Annotated in this window: 14 protein-coding genes and 1 pseudogene; all 15 read right to left on the bottom strand. The window is 43.6% G+C overall.

The window, feature by feature from the left end:
• Positions 1-57: 57 nt before the first annotated feature.
• Positions 58-1,866 (bottom strand): glycoside hydrolase family 13 protein, encoded by a 1,809-nt coding sequence (locus DW059_RS07355; protein ID WP_117698342.1) that lies wholly within the window; start codon positions 1,864-1,866, stop codon positions 58-60.
• A 17-nt stretch (positions 1,867-1,883) separates the two neighbouring features.
• Positions 1,884-2,726, bottom strand: a complete 843-nt coding sequence (locus DW059_RS07350) for a sugar ABC transporter permease (protein ID WP_117698341.1) — start codon at positions 2,724-2,726, stop codon at positions 1,884-1,886.
• Position 2,727: 1 nt separating this feature from the next.
• Entirely contained in the window at positions 2,728-3,627 is a 900-nt protein-coding gene (locus tag DW059_RS07345) for a carbohydrate ABC transporter permease (protein ID WP_117698340.1), read from the bottom strand.
• Positions 3,628-3,631: 4 nt separating this feature from the next.
• Complete coding sequence (locus tag DW059_RS07340; RefSeq protein ID WP_147326033.1) at positions 3,632-4,858, bottom strand: extracellular solute-binding protein; 1,227 nt, start codon at positions 4,856-4,858, stop codon at positions 3,632-3,634.
• Positions 4,859-4,914: 56 nt separating this feature from the next.
• Positions 4,915-6,078, bottom strand: a complete 1,164-nt coding sequence (locus tag DW059_RS07335; protein WP_158552081.1) for a starch-binding protein — start codon at positions 6,076-6,078, stop codon at positions 4,915-4,917.
• A 337-nt stretch (positions 6,079-6,415) separates the two neighbouring features.
• Entirely contained in the window at positions 6,416-7,318 is a 903-nt protein-coding gene (locus tag DW059_RS07330) for a TraX family protein (protein ID WP_117698337.1), read from the bottom strand.
• 163 nt (positions 7,319-7,481) lie between these two features.
• Positions 7,482-7,868, bottom strand: coding sequence for a hypothetical protein (locus tag DW059_RS07325; RefSeq protein WP_117698336.1), 387 nt, complete (start codon positions 7,866-7,868; stop codon positions 7,482-7,484).
• Positions 7,869-7,977: 109 nt separating this feature from the next.
• Positions 7,978-8,727 (bottom strand): DUF4367 domain-containing protein, encoded by a 750-nt coding sequence (locus DW059_RS07320; protein WP_117698335.1) that lies wholly within the window; start codon positions 8,725-8,727, stop codon positions 7,978-7,980.
• The gene (locus DW059_RS07315; protein ID WP_117698334.1) at positions 8,724-9,266 is read right to left on the bottom strand and encodes an RNA polymerase sigma factor; all 543 of its coding nucleotides are present in this window, start codon (positions 9,264-9,266) and stop codon (positions 8,724-8,726) included. The genes DW059_RS07320 and DW059_RS07315 overlap by 4 nt, the downstream gene beginning before the upstream one ends.
• A 39-nt stretch (positions 9,267-9,305) precedes the next feature.
• Positions 9,306-10,514: an MFS transporter gene (locus DW059_RS07310; protein ID WP_117698333.1), complete on the bottom strand. Its 1,209-nt coding sequence runs from the start codon at positions 10,512-10,514 to the stop codon at positions 9,306-9,308.
• Positions 10,511-10,987: a YbaK/EbsC family protein gene (locus DW059_RS07305; protein ID WP_117698332.1), complete on the bottom strand. Its 477-nt coding sequence runs from the start codon at positions 10,985-10,987 to the stop codon at positions 10,511-10,513. The genes DW059_RS07310 and DW059_RS07305 overlap by 4 nt, the downstream gene beginning before the upstream one ends.
• Positions 10,988-11,010: 23 nt before the next feature.
• Positions 11,011-12,201 carry a [FeFe] hydrogenase H-cluster maturation GTPase HydF gene (hydF, locus tag DW059_RS07300; protein WP_117698331.1) on the bottom strand — a complete coding sequence of 397 codons (1,191 nt, stop codon included), beginning with the start codon at positions 12,199-12,201 and terminating at the stop codon, positions 11,011-11,013.
• A 13-nt stretch (positions 12,202-12,214) separates the two neighbouring features.
• Positions 12,215-13,631: pseudogene (gene hydG / locus DW059_RS07295) on the bottom strand ([FeFe] hydrogenase H-cluster radical SAM maturase HydG).
• An 85-nt stretch (positions 13,632-13,716) separates the two neighbouring features.
• Positions 13,717-14,772: a [FeFe] hydrogenase H-cluster radical SAM maturase HydE gene (gene hydE, locus DW059_RS07290; protein ID WP_117698330.1), complete on the bottom strand. Its 1,056-nt coding sequence runs from the start codon at positions 14,770-14,772 to the stop codon at positions 13,717-13,719.
• A complete protein-coding gene (locus DW059_RS07285; protein ID WP_117698329.1) occupies positions 14,762-15,031 on the bottom strand; it encodes a TM1266 family iron-only hydrogenase system putative regulator in 270 nt (89 codons plus the stop codon). The genes hydE and DW059_RS07285 overlap by 11 nt, the downstream gene beginning before the upstream one ends.
• Positions 15,032-15,034: the final 3 nt, after the last annotated feature.

Here is a 15,034-nt window from a genome sequence, read left to right as displayed (position 1 = left end):
CCGCCATCATATCTGCATGCTATTGCCCGATATCCTGTTACCATGCAATGCGTGCTATCACTCTTCCACTCTGCCTTTTATTATTACATAACCGTAGCCGTCTAATTTACTTCCCAGCAGTCCATGCACCAACACAATCTCACTCTGTCCACTGCCCGGCTCTGCCAGAAATGCCGCAACGTCCATCGGTTCTTCATTCCTGTTTATCATAACACGAATCCGCTCTGTAGCACTATATCTTTCATAAATGTAGAGTCCGCCTTTTTCCTGGGTGTAAACCGTACGGAAATCACCTCTTCGCAGCAGTTCTTCATGCAGGCGCAACCGAATCAGGCTTTGCATAAAGTCGAAAAGAGTATCGCCCGAATTCTGTTCACCAGATTTTTCCCGGAGTCCTTTTTCTTCCATTGTTTTTGCTTTGCATGCCTTTTTCCATGGCATTGCCTGCCGGTAGTCCGCCTCTTCAATTCCGGTTACGCCAAGCTCATCACCATAGAAAACGGATGGCATACCCGGAAATGTCATCTGGAAAATCAGTGCCAGCCGGTACTGCCATTCATTTTCATTGCAAAGGGAATAGAACCGGCTCACATCATGGCTGTCTAAAAGGTTTAACTGTGCAAATACCGTCTGTTCCCGGTAACGCATCCGCATATTTGTAACCCGGCTGTCAAATGCCGCGCTGCTGATGCTCTCTTCTCCAAAGAAACGTTTACAGTGTTTCCGGAAATCATAATTCATCGTTGAATCAAATATGGTTCCATCCAGCCAGTGATTGGCAGTCTCCCAGACTTCACCGATTAAGATTGCCTCAGGGTTGACTTCTTTTACCTCCCGGTAGAATCTGCGCCACAGGGCATCATTAATCTCACTTGCCACATCTAACCGCCAGCCATCTGTGTGAAATTCTTCCACCCAGTATCTCCCTACTTTGCAGATAAAATCTGCCACTTCCGGGTTTGCCGTATCAAGCTTTGGCATCATCCGCTCGTAACCGAAACATTCGTAATTCGGATACTCCTCCGGGTCTTCGGGGCGGATAACCGGGAACTGCAATCCATAGAACCAGTCCTTTTTACCGGATGCTTCGCCTTTCTGCACCACATCCTCAAATGCCGGGAAATGCCAGCCGCAATGATTAAATACACCATCAATAATCACCCGGATTCCGTTGGCATGGAAGGTGTCCACCAGCTCTTTAAAATCATCATTTGTTCCAAAGCATGGGTCAATGTGAAAATAATCCAGCAAATCATATTTATGATATTCGCCTGCTGCAAATATCGGATTAATGTAGATGGCATTGACGCCAAGGTTTTTCAGGTAATCCACATTTTCGGTAATGCCCTTAAGACAGCCTCCCAGCTTTCCTCTTACCACATTTCCTTCAAAGGTGGATTCTGTCGGTCTGCCGCTGATATACGTTTTTCCTGTAGCAAAGCTGTCCGGGAAAATATTGTAAATAACGGCATCCTTCGCCCACTCCGGTGGTCTTACGATGTCTGCTCTGTGATTAAAAGGAAGCTGGTAATATTCGGAGCGGTCATCCACCAGTTTTGCACTGAAGCAGTCTCCGTAATAATAGATTTCTTCCGTCCCACTTTCCAGCCTGAAATAATAGCACAGCCGCTTATAGGGGCGCACCAGCTTCACCTCATAATAGTCAAATAATTCACTGCCTGCCACCACATGCATTTCTGCTTCCGTGAAAATTACCGGTGTCAGGCGGCATGCCCGGTCTCCGAAATACAACCTGCAGCGTTTGATATCATCTTTGGCTGTACGGAGCCGGATTGTCACATGCTCTTCGTCTGTTCCATATGCATACTGTGACATGGGTATATGTAAAATTGCACTTTTGTTCATTCTCTGTCCAGCCTTTCTTAACCTTTTACACCTCCGGAGGTCAGTCCGGTTGTCATATTTTTCTGAAGTGCAAAGAACACAATCAGAATTGGTATCGATACCACAATGGACGCTGCCGCAAATATCGGCCAGCTTCCGCTCATTTCCGTTGCCTGCAGGGAATATAAGCCTGCTGCTAACGTATAGGTATCGGAACCTGTCATAAAATTGATTGCAAAAATGTATTCATTCCATACATAGATAAGCACCATCATGGCTGTTACTGCGATGGTCGGCTTTGCAAGCGGCAGTACGATTCTCGTCACAAGCTGCACAGGCGTTGTACCGTCAATCATTGCCGCCTCTTCAATTTCTACCGGAATCGTGTCAAAATATCCTTTCATGTTCCACAGGGCAAATACTGCCATGGTTCCCGTGTATACAATAATCAGACCCGTTCTGGTATTAATCAGTCCCATGGGTGACAGCAGCTTATACAGCGCTGTCATGGAAAGTAGGGATGGAAATGCATAGAGCAGTATCAGTGTCCGAAGGATTGCTTTTCTGCCCGGAAATTCCTTTCTGGAGAAAACATATGCCGCCGGAATTCCTGTTCCAAGGGAAATGCCAAGGGTTACTACTGCTAATATCAGACTGTTTTTCAGCCACAGCATAATCGGTTTTTCCGTAAATACTGCTTTATAATTTGCCAGGGTGAAATGCTTCGGAAGGAAAGAAAAATTTGTACTCAATAAGCTGTTATCCGCATTTAGGGACACGGAAAATGCATACAATACCGGCACCAATACCACAAAGCAAAGCAGGATAAGAAAGATATTTGCAAAGACGAGTCCAATATTTTCTCTGGTTCGTTTCTTCATGTTAGTCCATCTCCTCCTTTGGCTTCATATTGGTCAGCACAGAAAATACAATCAAAATGACAAATATTATCATGGAAATTGCAGAACTGTAGCCGTAATTGTTCGTTATAAATGCCTTTTCATAGGCATAGGTCAGGATTGTCTGCAGATTCGACCCGGTCTTGGCACCCACCTGCTGCGTCAGCAGGAACAGGATATCAAACTGCTTAAAGGTGGTAAATGTTGTAATTACGACCGATGGTGCAATGATTGGCTTGATCATCGGAATCGTAATATACCACATTTTCTGTAACCAGGTTGCTCCGTCCAAAACAGCACTTTCGTAAAAGCTCTTTTCAATACTCTGCAATGCACCGTCCATAATCGTTATCATAAATGGAAGTGCCAGCCAGAGGTTTACGGTGGTACAGCATAAAAATGCCATACCATCGCTGCCCAGCCATTTTACCGGCCCGATGTTGTACTTTGCCAGCCACTGATTGAGCAAGCCAAACTGGGAGTTAAACATTCCTGTTTTCCACAGAAGAATGGATACATAGCCCGGCATTGCCCAGGGGAAAATCAGCAGCGTCTTATATAGATTTCTCAGGCGGAGCCGCTTTAGGTTCAGCAGATTTGCCAGCAAGAATGCTATGATAAGCTGCAACACCATGTTTATAATTGTCCATAAAATCGTTACCAGAAATGCCTGTATAAAGCCATTATCCAGCACCAGCAGGGCATCCTTATAATTTTTCAGTCCAATCAGTTCATAATTATTCCAGTGATACACATTCATATTGGTCAGTGAAATGTACCCGGTATACAGGATTGGAAAGATTACGATGAGCAAAATCAGTATCAGGGATGGTGCCGACCAGGAATAGGCAAACAGGATTTCTTTTTTCTTATTTTTCTTCAATTTGTTACCTCATACTTTCAATCAACTGCAACGCCTCCTGCTGCGCTGCCTCTGCACTTTCCGTCACATCTTTTCCACTCATGTTGACATCGGTTAAAAGATTACCAACCACCGTCCACATTACATCCATTTCCGGAATATTCGGCATCGGTACTGCATGTTCTGCGGTATCGTGCATTGCCATAACCACTTCATCTGATGTGATTTCATCCATTTCATAGCAGCTTTCCATCGCCGGTGCACAGCCGCTTGCTTTTGCAAGATCCACCTCTACTTCCGGATCCATCAGGGCACGAAGTACTTTTTCTACCGCATCCTTCTTATTTTCTGCAGCATTTTTCAGCACATGAATTCCCTGCACTCCCATATATGGAGAAATCGGATTTCCGGTCTCGTCAATTACCGGCATTGCTGCCACACCAACGTCCATTCCGCTTTCTCTTACGGTTGGCACCAGCCAAGGCCCTGCAATGGTAGAATGTGCCATACCTTCTTTAAACAGGGTATTTACCGTTGCATACTCCGTCTCTCCCGGCATCAAATCCACAAATTTCTTGTGATATTCCAGGGCTGCAATGGTTTCTTTGGAATCCAGCCCCGGTGTGCCATCGGCTGAGAGAATCGTACCGTTAAAGCCATTGATCCAGCCTGCTGCATAGTATGGCGTACTGTGCTGTTCCACAAAGCCATAATGTCCGCCGGCAGTGTTATCCTGCATATATTGATACAGTTCTTCCGTAGTCTGCGGCACTTCATCATCCTTCATATAAAGCCGGTTATACATGAATAACAAAGTCTCGTAATAGACAGGAAGCTGATAGATTTCTCCCTTGTAGGTTGCTGCCTCTAAGGTATTATCCATATATACATCCAGCTCCTCTTCCGGGATAATGTCTGTAATCGGTGCAAGAATGTCCATCTCTGCATATACTCCAATTTTATCATGGGCAAAGAAATACATATCCGGTGCTGCTTTCGGGTCACTTCCCACCATCTTAAGGCTTTCTGTCAAATCACTTTTCTTCTCCAGCACAACATGTACATCCGGTTCCAGTTCCTCCAGTTTCTTCTGAAGGACTTCCGCCACTGCATCTTCTTTATCATGCCAGATTGTTATGGTAGTCTTATCCGTCTCTGACACGCTGTTTCCACCACAGCCGCTTAACAATCCTGCTGCCATGGTAAGTGTAAGTGCCATTGACATCAATTTACTTCTAACTCTTCTTCTCACTTCTGTCCTCCTGTCTTTTACTTGTGACTTTTTCTTGTTTCTTATTTATTTAATCTTTATTTATTTTTTGCATTTTTCTTCGCTACAACTATTATAATCACAACTGCTGCCGCAATAACTACAATACCGATTACGATTGGAGCAGTATTGTTGCTTCCTGTTTCTGCTGTCTCTGCCGGAGCTTCGGTTGCCGGTTCTGCTGCCGCATCTACCTGTGGCTCTTCATAGCTTACTTCAAAGTTATCGGCATCTTTTACCACAAGCCAGATATCCTTTCCTGTATCCACAGAAATATCACTGGTCTGAACACTTCCTTCATTTCCATTGACAATAATGGAATTTACCCAGCCCGGTACTTCTTTTATGAGCCATCCATTTTCGCCTTCTTCTAAGGCTTCGCCCGGCCAGGATGCAAATGCATTGGTTCCATCCGGTGCCGACCATGCCCAAAGGCAAGGTGCATCCCAGTCAGACGGTGTGATTACATGTACGGTTATATTTGCCACCTCTGCTTTATCCGGGTCTGTATAACTAAAATCTGCTTTTCCGTCTGCATCTACTGTTACCCAGACTTCTGCAGCATCAATAGAAATGTCATCGGTCTGAACGCTTCCTTCGTTGGCATTGATAATGATAGAATTTACCCAGATTGGAGCTTTGGCGGTATACCAGCCATTGTCATCCTGCTTCATTTCCATGCCCGGCCATGCTTCAAATGCGTTAGTTCCATCCGGTGCTGACCATGCCCAGAGGCAAGGATTTTCCCAGGCTGCATCTACTTTTGCATGGATTGCAAATTTCTCCACATATTCCGGTGTCTCACCGGTGGTCTGCTTGTCATAGGTTACTTCTGCATTATCTGCGTCTGTTACGGTAATCCAGCAGTCCTTTTCTCCATCCAGCACCTGCTCTGCAGTCTGGACATTTCCATCATTGGCATTTACAATCACATGATTTACCCAGGTTGGAACCCAGATGTAATACCAGCCTTCATTTGCGCTGTCTGTGTCCATCTCTTCGCCCGGCCACGCCTCAAATGCATTATTTCCATCATCATCCCATGCCCAGACACATGGATTTTCCCAGTCCTGCGGCACCTGTACATATACTGCTTTCTTTGCATCCGTTGCTTCGTCTGCTTTTATTGTCTGCGGTATCATGGCTATCGTCAATACTGCCATAAAGCAAAATGCAATTATTTTTTTCATCACTTTACTCATAAACATTCCTCCTATACATCCTTCATCAGTATCTTCCAAAACAATCTGCGCGCTTTTTGTTTGATAAGCTGATTATATTTCACCCGAAATTGTCGGTCAATTCTTATTTAGGTAATCGTTTTCCCTTATTTTATGGTGGTTTTTACTAATTTGTTTTGGTTTTTTTGTAGATGTTTCACAGTGATTTCTTATCAATGTGCACAAAGAGGAAATTTTTGTGAATTATTAACGAAACAGTTTCCCTGTTGTTTCCTTAGCAGATACCGGAAAATGTAAGAAATACGCTTTGCGAATTTCCCGCAAAAAAGGTATACCGGCAGCAGCCGATATACCTTTCTTATTTATAATAACTTATGCCATACAATACCAGAAATTGCAGCGGATATGCCGCATAAAACAGCCATTTAAGGCTTTTGCCACGCTTTCCGTTGCACGCCAGCATAATTGGCAATGCGCCTATCATCATCCATTGATAGAACTCCGTAAGTAGGGATAAATCCGATGTTCCAAGAGGAATACCCACAAACGAACTGCCAAAATATATGACATCCGCTAATTTATGATAGCCCCAAAAAGAAAACCTGCTCATAATCCGATACAGAATATCTCCCTGGCACATAAACATATACGCCCCACAGAACAGGATATAACGCAGTGCAAGCTTCCACTTGTTCTCTACTGCACAATACAGCCATACTCCCAGCACAATAAAGAACACGCCGCCTTCCGCATCCCAGATTCCACCCAGTAGTGGGAAAATATAATTTGTCCGCAAGACTGTTTGCAACAGCGCATTACCGCGCCATACGTAATCAAACGCCTCTGCCAGAATTGCAAGTCCCATTACCATAGCCTGCCAGAAGATATATATTCCAATGTATGTAAAAAACTTTTTCTTCTCTTTCCGGCTTTCCCATATACAGATAAGCACTCCCGCGCAAAACAGGGTTGTAAATATATTATGATTCGTTGGTTCATATACCACATAATCAAGTTTTCTCTGCAATATGTGCATAATCTGATTAAAAAATACCATTCCGACATTCGCCAGATACAGGCGCAACAGATATTTCTTTCGATTTCTTGTATGGTGAAAGCCCACTGCCAGCGCATAGACAAACAGCGGTGCCACTAATCTTCCCAGCCACCGAAACCATATAGGCGAGTCCGGAAAGAACTCGCCTATATGGTCCATCAGCATCAAGATTAATGCTATGATTTTGATTGTGAATATGTTCATTTTTCATCCTCTGATATACCGATTTTACCGTCGATATAAATATTGCTCATGCCTCTCGCGCTTTTCTCCCGTATTTTCTGTTCATTCTTATATCTCGAAATAACTTTCTCCCTTTGCTGCTAATAGGTGACTGTACTGCTATATGTTGTTATTGTTTCACCATTCACAGTATAACTGCACGCACACGATAATTTCCTCTTGTGCCTGCGACGTAATTCTTAGTCAAATCCAAATTATAGCCTGTTGTAGAATCAAACCAGCTTGTTACATCTGACCATCTTGTACCTGACTGTCTCTGCAATGTCATAGTAGTTGATATAGATGCCTTTACTTTGGCATTAACCTCTGCACGCGCTGTAAATGTAGAACCATTCAACCTTAGTCCTGTACTATAGGCTGCAATATTGGCATATCTTGCTTCTGCTATTTTGTCTACACAGCTATCCACACCTGCTCCATACACTACGGTGCTACCACCAGTCATACACATGCAAAGACATAATGCACAAACAATACTCAGGATTTTCTTTTTTAATATTTTTCTTTCCATTACAAAACCTCCTTTCCACCTGTTCTACTTATGTAACAAACGAAAAAGAGGTTTTATGACAATTTCTTCCAATTTTTTTATTTTTTTCAACAACATTTTATTTCACTTACTATTTTATTGTTTCTGCCATCCTGATTAATTCTTCTTTTGTTAAATCTCCTGCAATCATATAAAGATACTTTCCATCTTCCCAAACGAAATTCCCTCTTCCTTCATCCTGTGCATCATCGGGAATAAAATATCCTTTCACATTCTTAATCATAACTTCCTGCTGTTCATTTCCATTGGAACTGATTCCTAGATTATCTACTATATCGTTGCTCATCTGCCGATACAGCATGCATTGTCCCTTATCGTTTGTATAACGTTGTTCATATGTTCCCCAGCCTTCTTCATGAACCTCTTTCTCCAGTGTATACCCTTCCGGCACCCACTGCGGTTTCTTGCAGACAAATTCGAAATCTTCCTCTGAATCCGGTTCAGCACCAATCTCCATTGTGTTCTTCTCATTGTCCTCTATTGCCACCATTTCCAGATTCTCCGGTTCGCCCAGATTCAGTTGCACATGGTCGGTATACCCGGTCAGAATATATTTTCCGAGCAGGCTCTGGAAAAAGCTTCTGCCCATTACGGTTGTTCCAAGAAGTAATACCAGCACTGCCACAACCACAATGACGCGACGTCTGCCATGCACCGGATAAAGTGCCGGTATCGTATGTTTTCCCATGTCCGGTTGCAGCAGCACTTTTATTTTCTTTCGAAATGTCCTTGAAAAGCGATGCTTTGGTGCAGCCATTGCGCATTCGTAATCTGCCTTACACGCCGATGCAATGGCATCCTTCAGTTCCTGTTCTGTCATAATGAATTCCCCTTCTCTAACTTTTCCTGCAGCTTCTTCCTTGCCCTGCTGGAAATGTGTCTTGCATTGTCAACTGTTGTATCAAGAGCAGTTGCAATTTCTTCATAGCTCAATTCATTATAATATCGTAAATATAATACGTCCTTATATGGATATTTCATTCTGCCGATAAGTTCTGACATGCTGCTGCCTTCCGGAAGTTCAAAGAATTCTCCGTCTCCCTGAGACTCCTGCAGCAGATTTTCAATCGTATCCTCGTCCATCTTGCTTTCGCGGTTCCGCCTACGATATACATTAATTGCTCTGCTCCTAACTATAGTAACAATATAATTCCACGCTTTATGACAGTTTTCACGAGAAATTTTATCTAAATTATTTATAATTGCAATATAGCTTTCCTGCACAGCATCTTCCGCATCTGCAGAATTCTTTAAAATTCCATATGCCACATGGTACATTGCAGAGTCAAACTGCTCACTCAACTTCCTGCAAAATTCCCTGTCCTCTTCATTTTCGATTAGTTCAAGTAACTGAAACATAACACGCTCCCATTTCCTCTGCTGTACTTTTTCCGACGCTTATGCCGTTTTCTTTGTTAAAAGTTCATGCATGATTACCATTACAACCAGTATTGCAAATAAATAGCACGGCAGCAGTGCCACAGAAATCCTGCTGGCAAGCACGCCAAACAGCGGCGGCATCGCCAATATTCCAATATAGGCAAATGCCATCTGCACACCAATGATTGCCTGGGATTTGTCTGCGCCAAAATGTGCCGGTGTGGAATGAATGACACAAGGATAAATCGGCGCACAGCCCAGTCCTATGAGAATCAGACCTGCCAGTGCCAATACATTGCTTCCTGGAAGCACCATTGCCATTATTCCAAGGACAATAATACTCTGTCCCAGCCGCACCATCTGTGTATCATTTAATTTCATTGTGATAAAGCCACTTATGGCGCGCCCAACCGTTATTCCAATATAAAAGAGACTTGCAAAGATTGCTGCTGTTTCGCTTGACACACCTTTATGTAAAGTCAGATAACTGCTTGCCCATAATCCGGCGGTCTGCTCCAGTGCGCAGTAACAGAAGAAGCAAAGCATCACTTCTTTGGCTCCTGCAATTTTTAAGATTTCACGGAGTGACAAAGCCTTTTCTGCTGTTGTGTCAGCTTTTTCTGATACATTCTCCAGTAACTGTTCCATTTCTGCATTCTGCAAATTTTCGGTCGTACTTTTCCGCCCTTTCCACAATGGAAGACTGAAAACAAGCACTGCAGTCAACACAACCTGAATGATTCCAATATATCGATAGCCCATATTCCAGCCCTGCCCCATGGAAAGTGCGATTCCCATGATGTAAGGACCTGCCGTTGCTCCAACACCCCACATACAATGGAGCCAGCTCATATGGCGGCTTTCATAATGTAATGCCACATAATTGTTTAAAGACGCATCTACACTTCCTGCACCAAGACCATAGGGAATTGCCCACAGACACAATGCCCAGAAGGAGTGGGAAAAAGAGAATCCAAACAAAGCCACCGCCGTTGCAGCTACGCTGATTGCAGTTACTTTTCCGGTTCCAAGCTTCTTCGTAAGTCTGTCACTTTGCAGGCTGGATACAATTGTTCCGGCGGATATAATCATGGAAATAATTCCCGCATAGGAAATCGGCACGCCAAACTGCTGATACATGGTCGGCCAGGCGGAACCAAGAAGGGAATCCGGCAGTCCCAGACTGATAAATGCAAGATAAATAATTGCCAGTAATAATTGTGTCATGCTTGCTGTTCCTCCTTGCAGATATTCACCCATTCCTGATATCCAGAACACTGTTCCAATTCCGGGATTGTCAGCTCAATGGCGCTGTTTCCACTGCCACATGCCGGAAATACTGTTTCAAATTTTTTCAGGCTTTCATCGAGATATACTTTTATACCCTCTTTGATTCCAAAAGGGCAGACTCCGCCAACGGCGTGTCCGATATAGTCTTCCACTGCCGCTGCCGGAATCATTTTTGCTTTGGTTCCGAAGGTTGTCTTATATTTGTGGTTGTCGATTCTGGCATCTCCTGCAGCTACAATCAGAATCGGCTGTTCTCCCACCAGAAAAGAAAGCGTCTTTGCAATACGCTCCGGCTCACAATGAAGTGCTTCTGCTGCCAGTTCCACTGTCGCACTGGATTCTGCCAGCTCCATAATCCGCTCCTCCATTCCAAATTCTTTTAAATATGCTCGCGCGCGTTCGATTGACATAGTTACGCTTCCTTTCATCATTTCTAATAGCTGATTTTATCAAGAATTCCAGACAGATATGCAATGGCAACACCATAGTTGCTCATTGGAACTTTCTGTTCTTTTGCACGTTCAATTCTCGTCATGACATACTTTTTATTAAACATACAGGCTCCGCACTGAATTATTAAATCATAATTAGATAAGTCTTTTGGGAAATCTGTTCCGCTGACGATATCCACTGTCAGTCCTGCTCCGATACGTTTTCTCAGCATATCCGGAATTTTCTCCCTGCCGATATCCTCTTTCAGTGGTGCATGGGTGCAGCATTCTGCAATCAGTACCTTTGATTCTTCCGTAAGACTGCTAATGGCTGCTGCGCTCTCTTTGTAGTAAGCGAAATCTCCCTTGTACTCTGCAAACAATACGGAAAATGAGGTCAGAAGACTTTCCTGCGGCTTCTTATCATATACTGTACGGAAAACCTGGGAGTCAGTAATAATAAGCTTCGGTGGTCGCGCCAGCGCCGCCAGCGTATCCTCTAACTTATCCGTTGTGCAGCTCATTACCAGACATTTATGATCCAGCAAATCACGGATGGTCTGTACCTGTGGCAGAATCAGTCTGCCCTTTGGTGCCTGGATATCCTGCGGCATAACAAGAAGGACCAAATCTCCTTCTTCTACCAGTGCTCCGGTTATGGTTTCTTCACCATAATCATCCGGCACAAGTCTTATTAATTCTTCTTTAAATTTTTCTATATCTTCCTTGCTTTTCGAGCTGATAACAAGAATTTCCTGTTTTGTCTCTTCCTTAAGCTGTGCAGCTATAGCATCTGAACCGGTCAGAGTATCCGCCTTGCTCAATACACACAAGATCGGTGTATGCTTCTCTTTAAAATAGTGGAACCATTCTAACTCTGCCTGATATTCCTCCCCGGAAAATAAGAGCACCGCAATATCTGTTTTCTCTGCGGCTTTTTCCGTCTTCTCTACACGCATTTTCCCCAGTTCTCCTACATCATCCACTCCTGCCGTGTCAATAAATACACATGGACCGATACCATGTACCTCCATCGGCTTGTAGACGGGATCCGTTGTGGTTCCCGCTACATCCGATACAATCGCTACCTGCTGACCGGTAAATGCATTAATCAGAGAAGATTTTCCGCTGTTTCTTTTGCCATAAAAACCGATATGTATCCGGTTTGCACTTGGTGTTTCATTCAATGACATTGCTAAAGACCTCCTAGAATCTGAAATCGCGCTGTCCTTCCTCAATTTCTTTCAGATGACGTTTTGCAATTTCTCTTGTTTTTTCATTTGGTACTTTCTCTATCTCCTTAGCAATCAACGCTTCTCCGATTTTTCTGGTATCTTCAGAAGCATAATCAATCAAATATTCCTTCAATGTCATCAGTGCATTCGGATGACAGCAGTTTAAAATCTGCTGGTTCTTGCACAGACTCATGAAACGGTCTCCCGTTCTTCCCTCTCGATAGCATGCGGTACAGAAGCTTGGGATATAACCCATATCCATCAGCCAGTGTACTACCTCATCCAGAGTTCTGGTATCGCTGACATCAAACTGTTCGGAACGTTCGTCTTCCGGCTCCGGATGGTCATATCCACCAACGGAAGTCTTGGAACCACCACTAATCTGGGATACGCCAAGGCGGATAACTTTCTCACGTACCGCCTGGCTCTCTCTGGTAGAAATAATCATTCCGGTATATGGAACTGCCACACGGATACATGCACAGATTTTTGCAAAATATCATCACTGATGCCGTTGTCGAATACATCCGGATCAATGTCATCGGCACGTTTGATCCGTGGCACGCTGATGGTATGTGGTCCTACTCCATGCACTGCCTCCAAATGTTCTGCATGCATCAGAAGTCCTGCAAATTCGTATTTGTAAAGTTCCAATCCAAAAAGTACACCTAAGCCAACATCATCGATGCCGCCTTCCATGGCACGGTCCATGGCTTCGGTATGATATGCATAATCATGCTTTGGTCCGGTTGGATGTAATTTTTCATAGCTTTCTTTATGATAAGTTTCCTGAAAAAGGATATAAGTTCCGATTCCGGCCTCTTTTAATTTCCGGTAATTTTCTACGGTTGTTGCAGCAATATTTACATTAACACGACGAATTGCACCGTTTTTGTGCTTAATGCTGTATATGGTCTTAATACACTCTAAGATATATTCGATTGGGTTATTCACCGGATCTTCGCCTGCTTCAATTGCCAGACGCTTGTGTCCCATATCCTGTAATGCCGTTACTTCCTGACGTACTTCATCCTGTGTCAGTTTCTTCCGGGCAATATGCTTATTTTTTCCATGGTACGGGCAATACACACATCCATTGATACAGTAATTGGACAGATATAATGGTGCAAACATTACAATACGATTTCCATAGAAATCTTTCTTAATCTGTTCTGCAAGGTCATATACTTCCTGGATTTTCTCTTCGTTCTCGCAGGCCAGCAATACTGATGCTTCTCTGTGAGTAAGCCCTTTCCGTAATTTTGCCTTTGCAATGATTTCGTCAATAAGGGCAAGATTGTCCTTATTTGCCTCGCATATGCCAGAGTCTCTTCAATCTCTTCGTGGCAGATAAATTCTTCTGCCTTTAATGATGCTTTGTTATACATAATGTTTCCTTTCTTCCGGGTCAGAAGCTCTTTCCCGTTGGTTATTATATGGTGATTTAAGAAATACCTCTTGTATTTCCTTTATTTATATAAATGGTGAATCTCCTCTTGAGACCACCAGTTTATATCCAATGGATTCCATACGGTTGCCAAGACATCCACGGCATTCCGCTGCCTCTTCCCCGGTACAGATTTTATTATCGTAAAGGGCATACTTCTTCCGCACCTTTACCGGTGACAGATTCGGCATTACCACATTTCCTCCTGCTAAAATGCCAAGCTCCCTGCCCCTTGAATGGATAGTTCCCAATGCTGTAGTTGCCGGAAGCAATACCTTCGGCAGCATCAGGCGGATAACTGCCAGTAAAAACAGCGTCATTTCAAGACTTCCCGGTTCCATCTCTCCAAACGGCGTATCCTTTTGTGGAATAAACGGGCCGATTCCTACCATATGCGGATTGAATGCTTTCATAAAAGCAAGGTCTTCCACCAGATTATCTATGGTCTGATAAGGAGAACCTACCATAATGCCACACCCCACCTGATAACCGATTTCCTTTAAAGTATACAGGCACTGCTTGCGGTTTTTAAGAGACATTTCTGCCGGATGGAGCTTCCCATAATGGGCTTCATTCGCGGTCTCATGACGCAATAAATAGCGGTCTGCTCCTGCCGTGTAAAGTCTTTCATAGCTTTCCCGGCTCCGCTCTCCCAAGGACAGTGTAATGGCACAGTCCGGGTAAGCAGCTTTTATCTTATGAAGTAAATCTTCCAGTAAATCATCTGTGTAGTAGCCGTCTTCGCCACCCTGCAGGACAAAGGTACGAAACCCTAATGCATAACCATTTTCACAGCAGGATAGGATTTCTTCGTCACTCAGGCGGTAACGTTCTGCATTCTGATTGCTTCTTCGGATGCCGCAATAGATGCAGTCATTCTTACAGTAATTGGATATTTCAATCAGTCCTCTGGTATAGACTTCATTTCCAAAGGTCTCTTTCTGTCTTTTTCTCGCCAGTTCAAAGCCGTACTCTGCAATTTCTTTATCGGTATGCAGTTCTAATAATTCTTTATATTCTGTCTCTGTAAGCCGTGTATCCTCATACAGCTTATCAAATAATTCTTTCCCTCTATTCTTCATGTCTGGTCACCACACTGGAATATGCTGTTTTTACACTGATTCCCGGTAATTTTCCGATCTTACCGGTCAGTGCACTGATGGTATCCTGCGGCGCATCGATTGCTATACTTACGATATTTATGCCTCTCTCCCGGTATGGAATTCCCATTCTTCCGATAATATAAGCTGCATATTCATGTAAAATTTCATTTAATACTCCGACGGATTCGTCCTTTTCTATTACAATACCGATTACAGCCACTCTGGTATCTGCTGCCATTTC

Source organism: Roseburia sp. AF42-8, from assembly GCF_003435965.1.
GTDB classification, from domain to species: Bacteria; Bacillota; Clostridia; order Lachnospirales; family Lachnospiraceae; genus Roseburia_C; species Roseburia_C amylophila.
This window is presented reverse-complemented; position numbering and strand designations above follow the sequence as displayed.

What these genes read in the sequence shown, in the direction of transcription:
- DW059_RS07355 (WP_117698342.1), bottom strand. Translation starts at nt 1,866, where the DNA reads ATGAACAAAAGTGCAATTTTACATATACCCATGTCACAGTATGCATAT.
- DW059_RS07350 (WP_117698341.1), bottom strand. Translation starts at nt 2,726, where the DNA reads ATGAAGAAACGAACCAGAGAAAATATTGGACTCGTCTTTGCAAATATC.
- DW059_RS07335 (WP_158552081.1), bottom strand. Translation starts at nt 6,078, where the DNA reads ATGAGTAAAGTGATGAAAAAAATAATTGCATTTTGCTTTATGGCAGTA.
- DW059_RS07330 (WP_117698337.1), bottom strand. Translation starts at nt 7,318, where the DNA reads ATGAACATATTCACAATCAAAATCATAGCATTAATCTTGATGCTGATG.
- DW059_RS07325 (WP_117698336.1), bottom strand. Translation starts at nt 7,868, where the DNA reads ATGGAAAGAAAAATATTAAAAAAGAAAATCCTGAGTATTGTTTGTGCA.
- DW059_RS07320 (WP_117698335.1), bottom strand. Translation starts at nt 8,727, where the DNA reads ATGACAGAACAGGAACTGAAGGATGCCATTGCATCGGCGTGTAAGGCA.
- DW059_RS07315 (WP_117698334.1), bottom strand. Translation starts at nt 9,266, where the DNA reads ATGTTTCAGTTACTTGAACTAATCGAAAATGAAGAGGACAGGGAATTT.
- DW059_RS07310 (WP_117698333.1), bottom strand. Translation starts at nt 10,514, where the DNA reads ATGACACAATTATTACTGGCAATTATTTATCTTGCATTTATCAGTCTG.
- DW059_RS07305 (WP_117698332.1), bottom strand. Translation starts at nt 10,987, where the DNA reads ATGTCAATCGAACGCGCGCGAGCATATTTAAAAGAATTTGGAATGGAG.
- hydF (WP_117698331.1), bottom strand. Translation starts at nt 12,201, where the DNA reads ATGTCATTGAATGAAACACCAAGTGCAAACCGGATACATATCGGTTTT.
- hydE (WP_117698330.1), bottom strand. Translation starts at nt 14,772, where the DNA reads ATGAAGAATAGAGGGAAAGAATTATTTGATAAGCTGTATGAGGATACA.
- DW059_RS07285 (WP_117698329.1), bottom strand. Translation starts at nt 15,031, where the DNA reads ATGGCAGCAGATACCAGAGTGGCTGTAATCGGTATTGTAATAGAAAAG.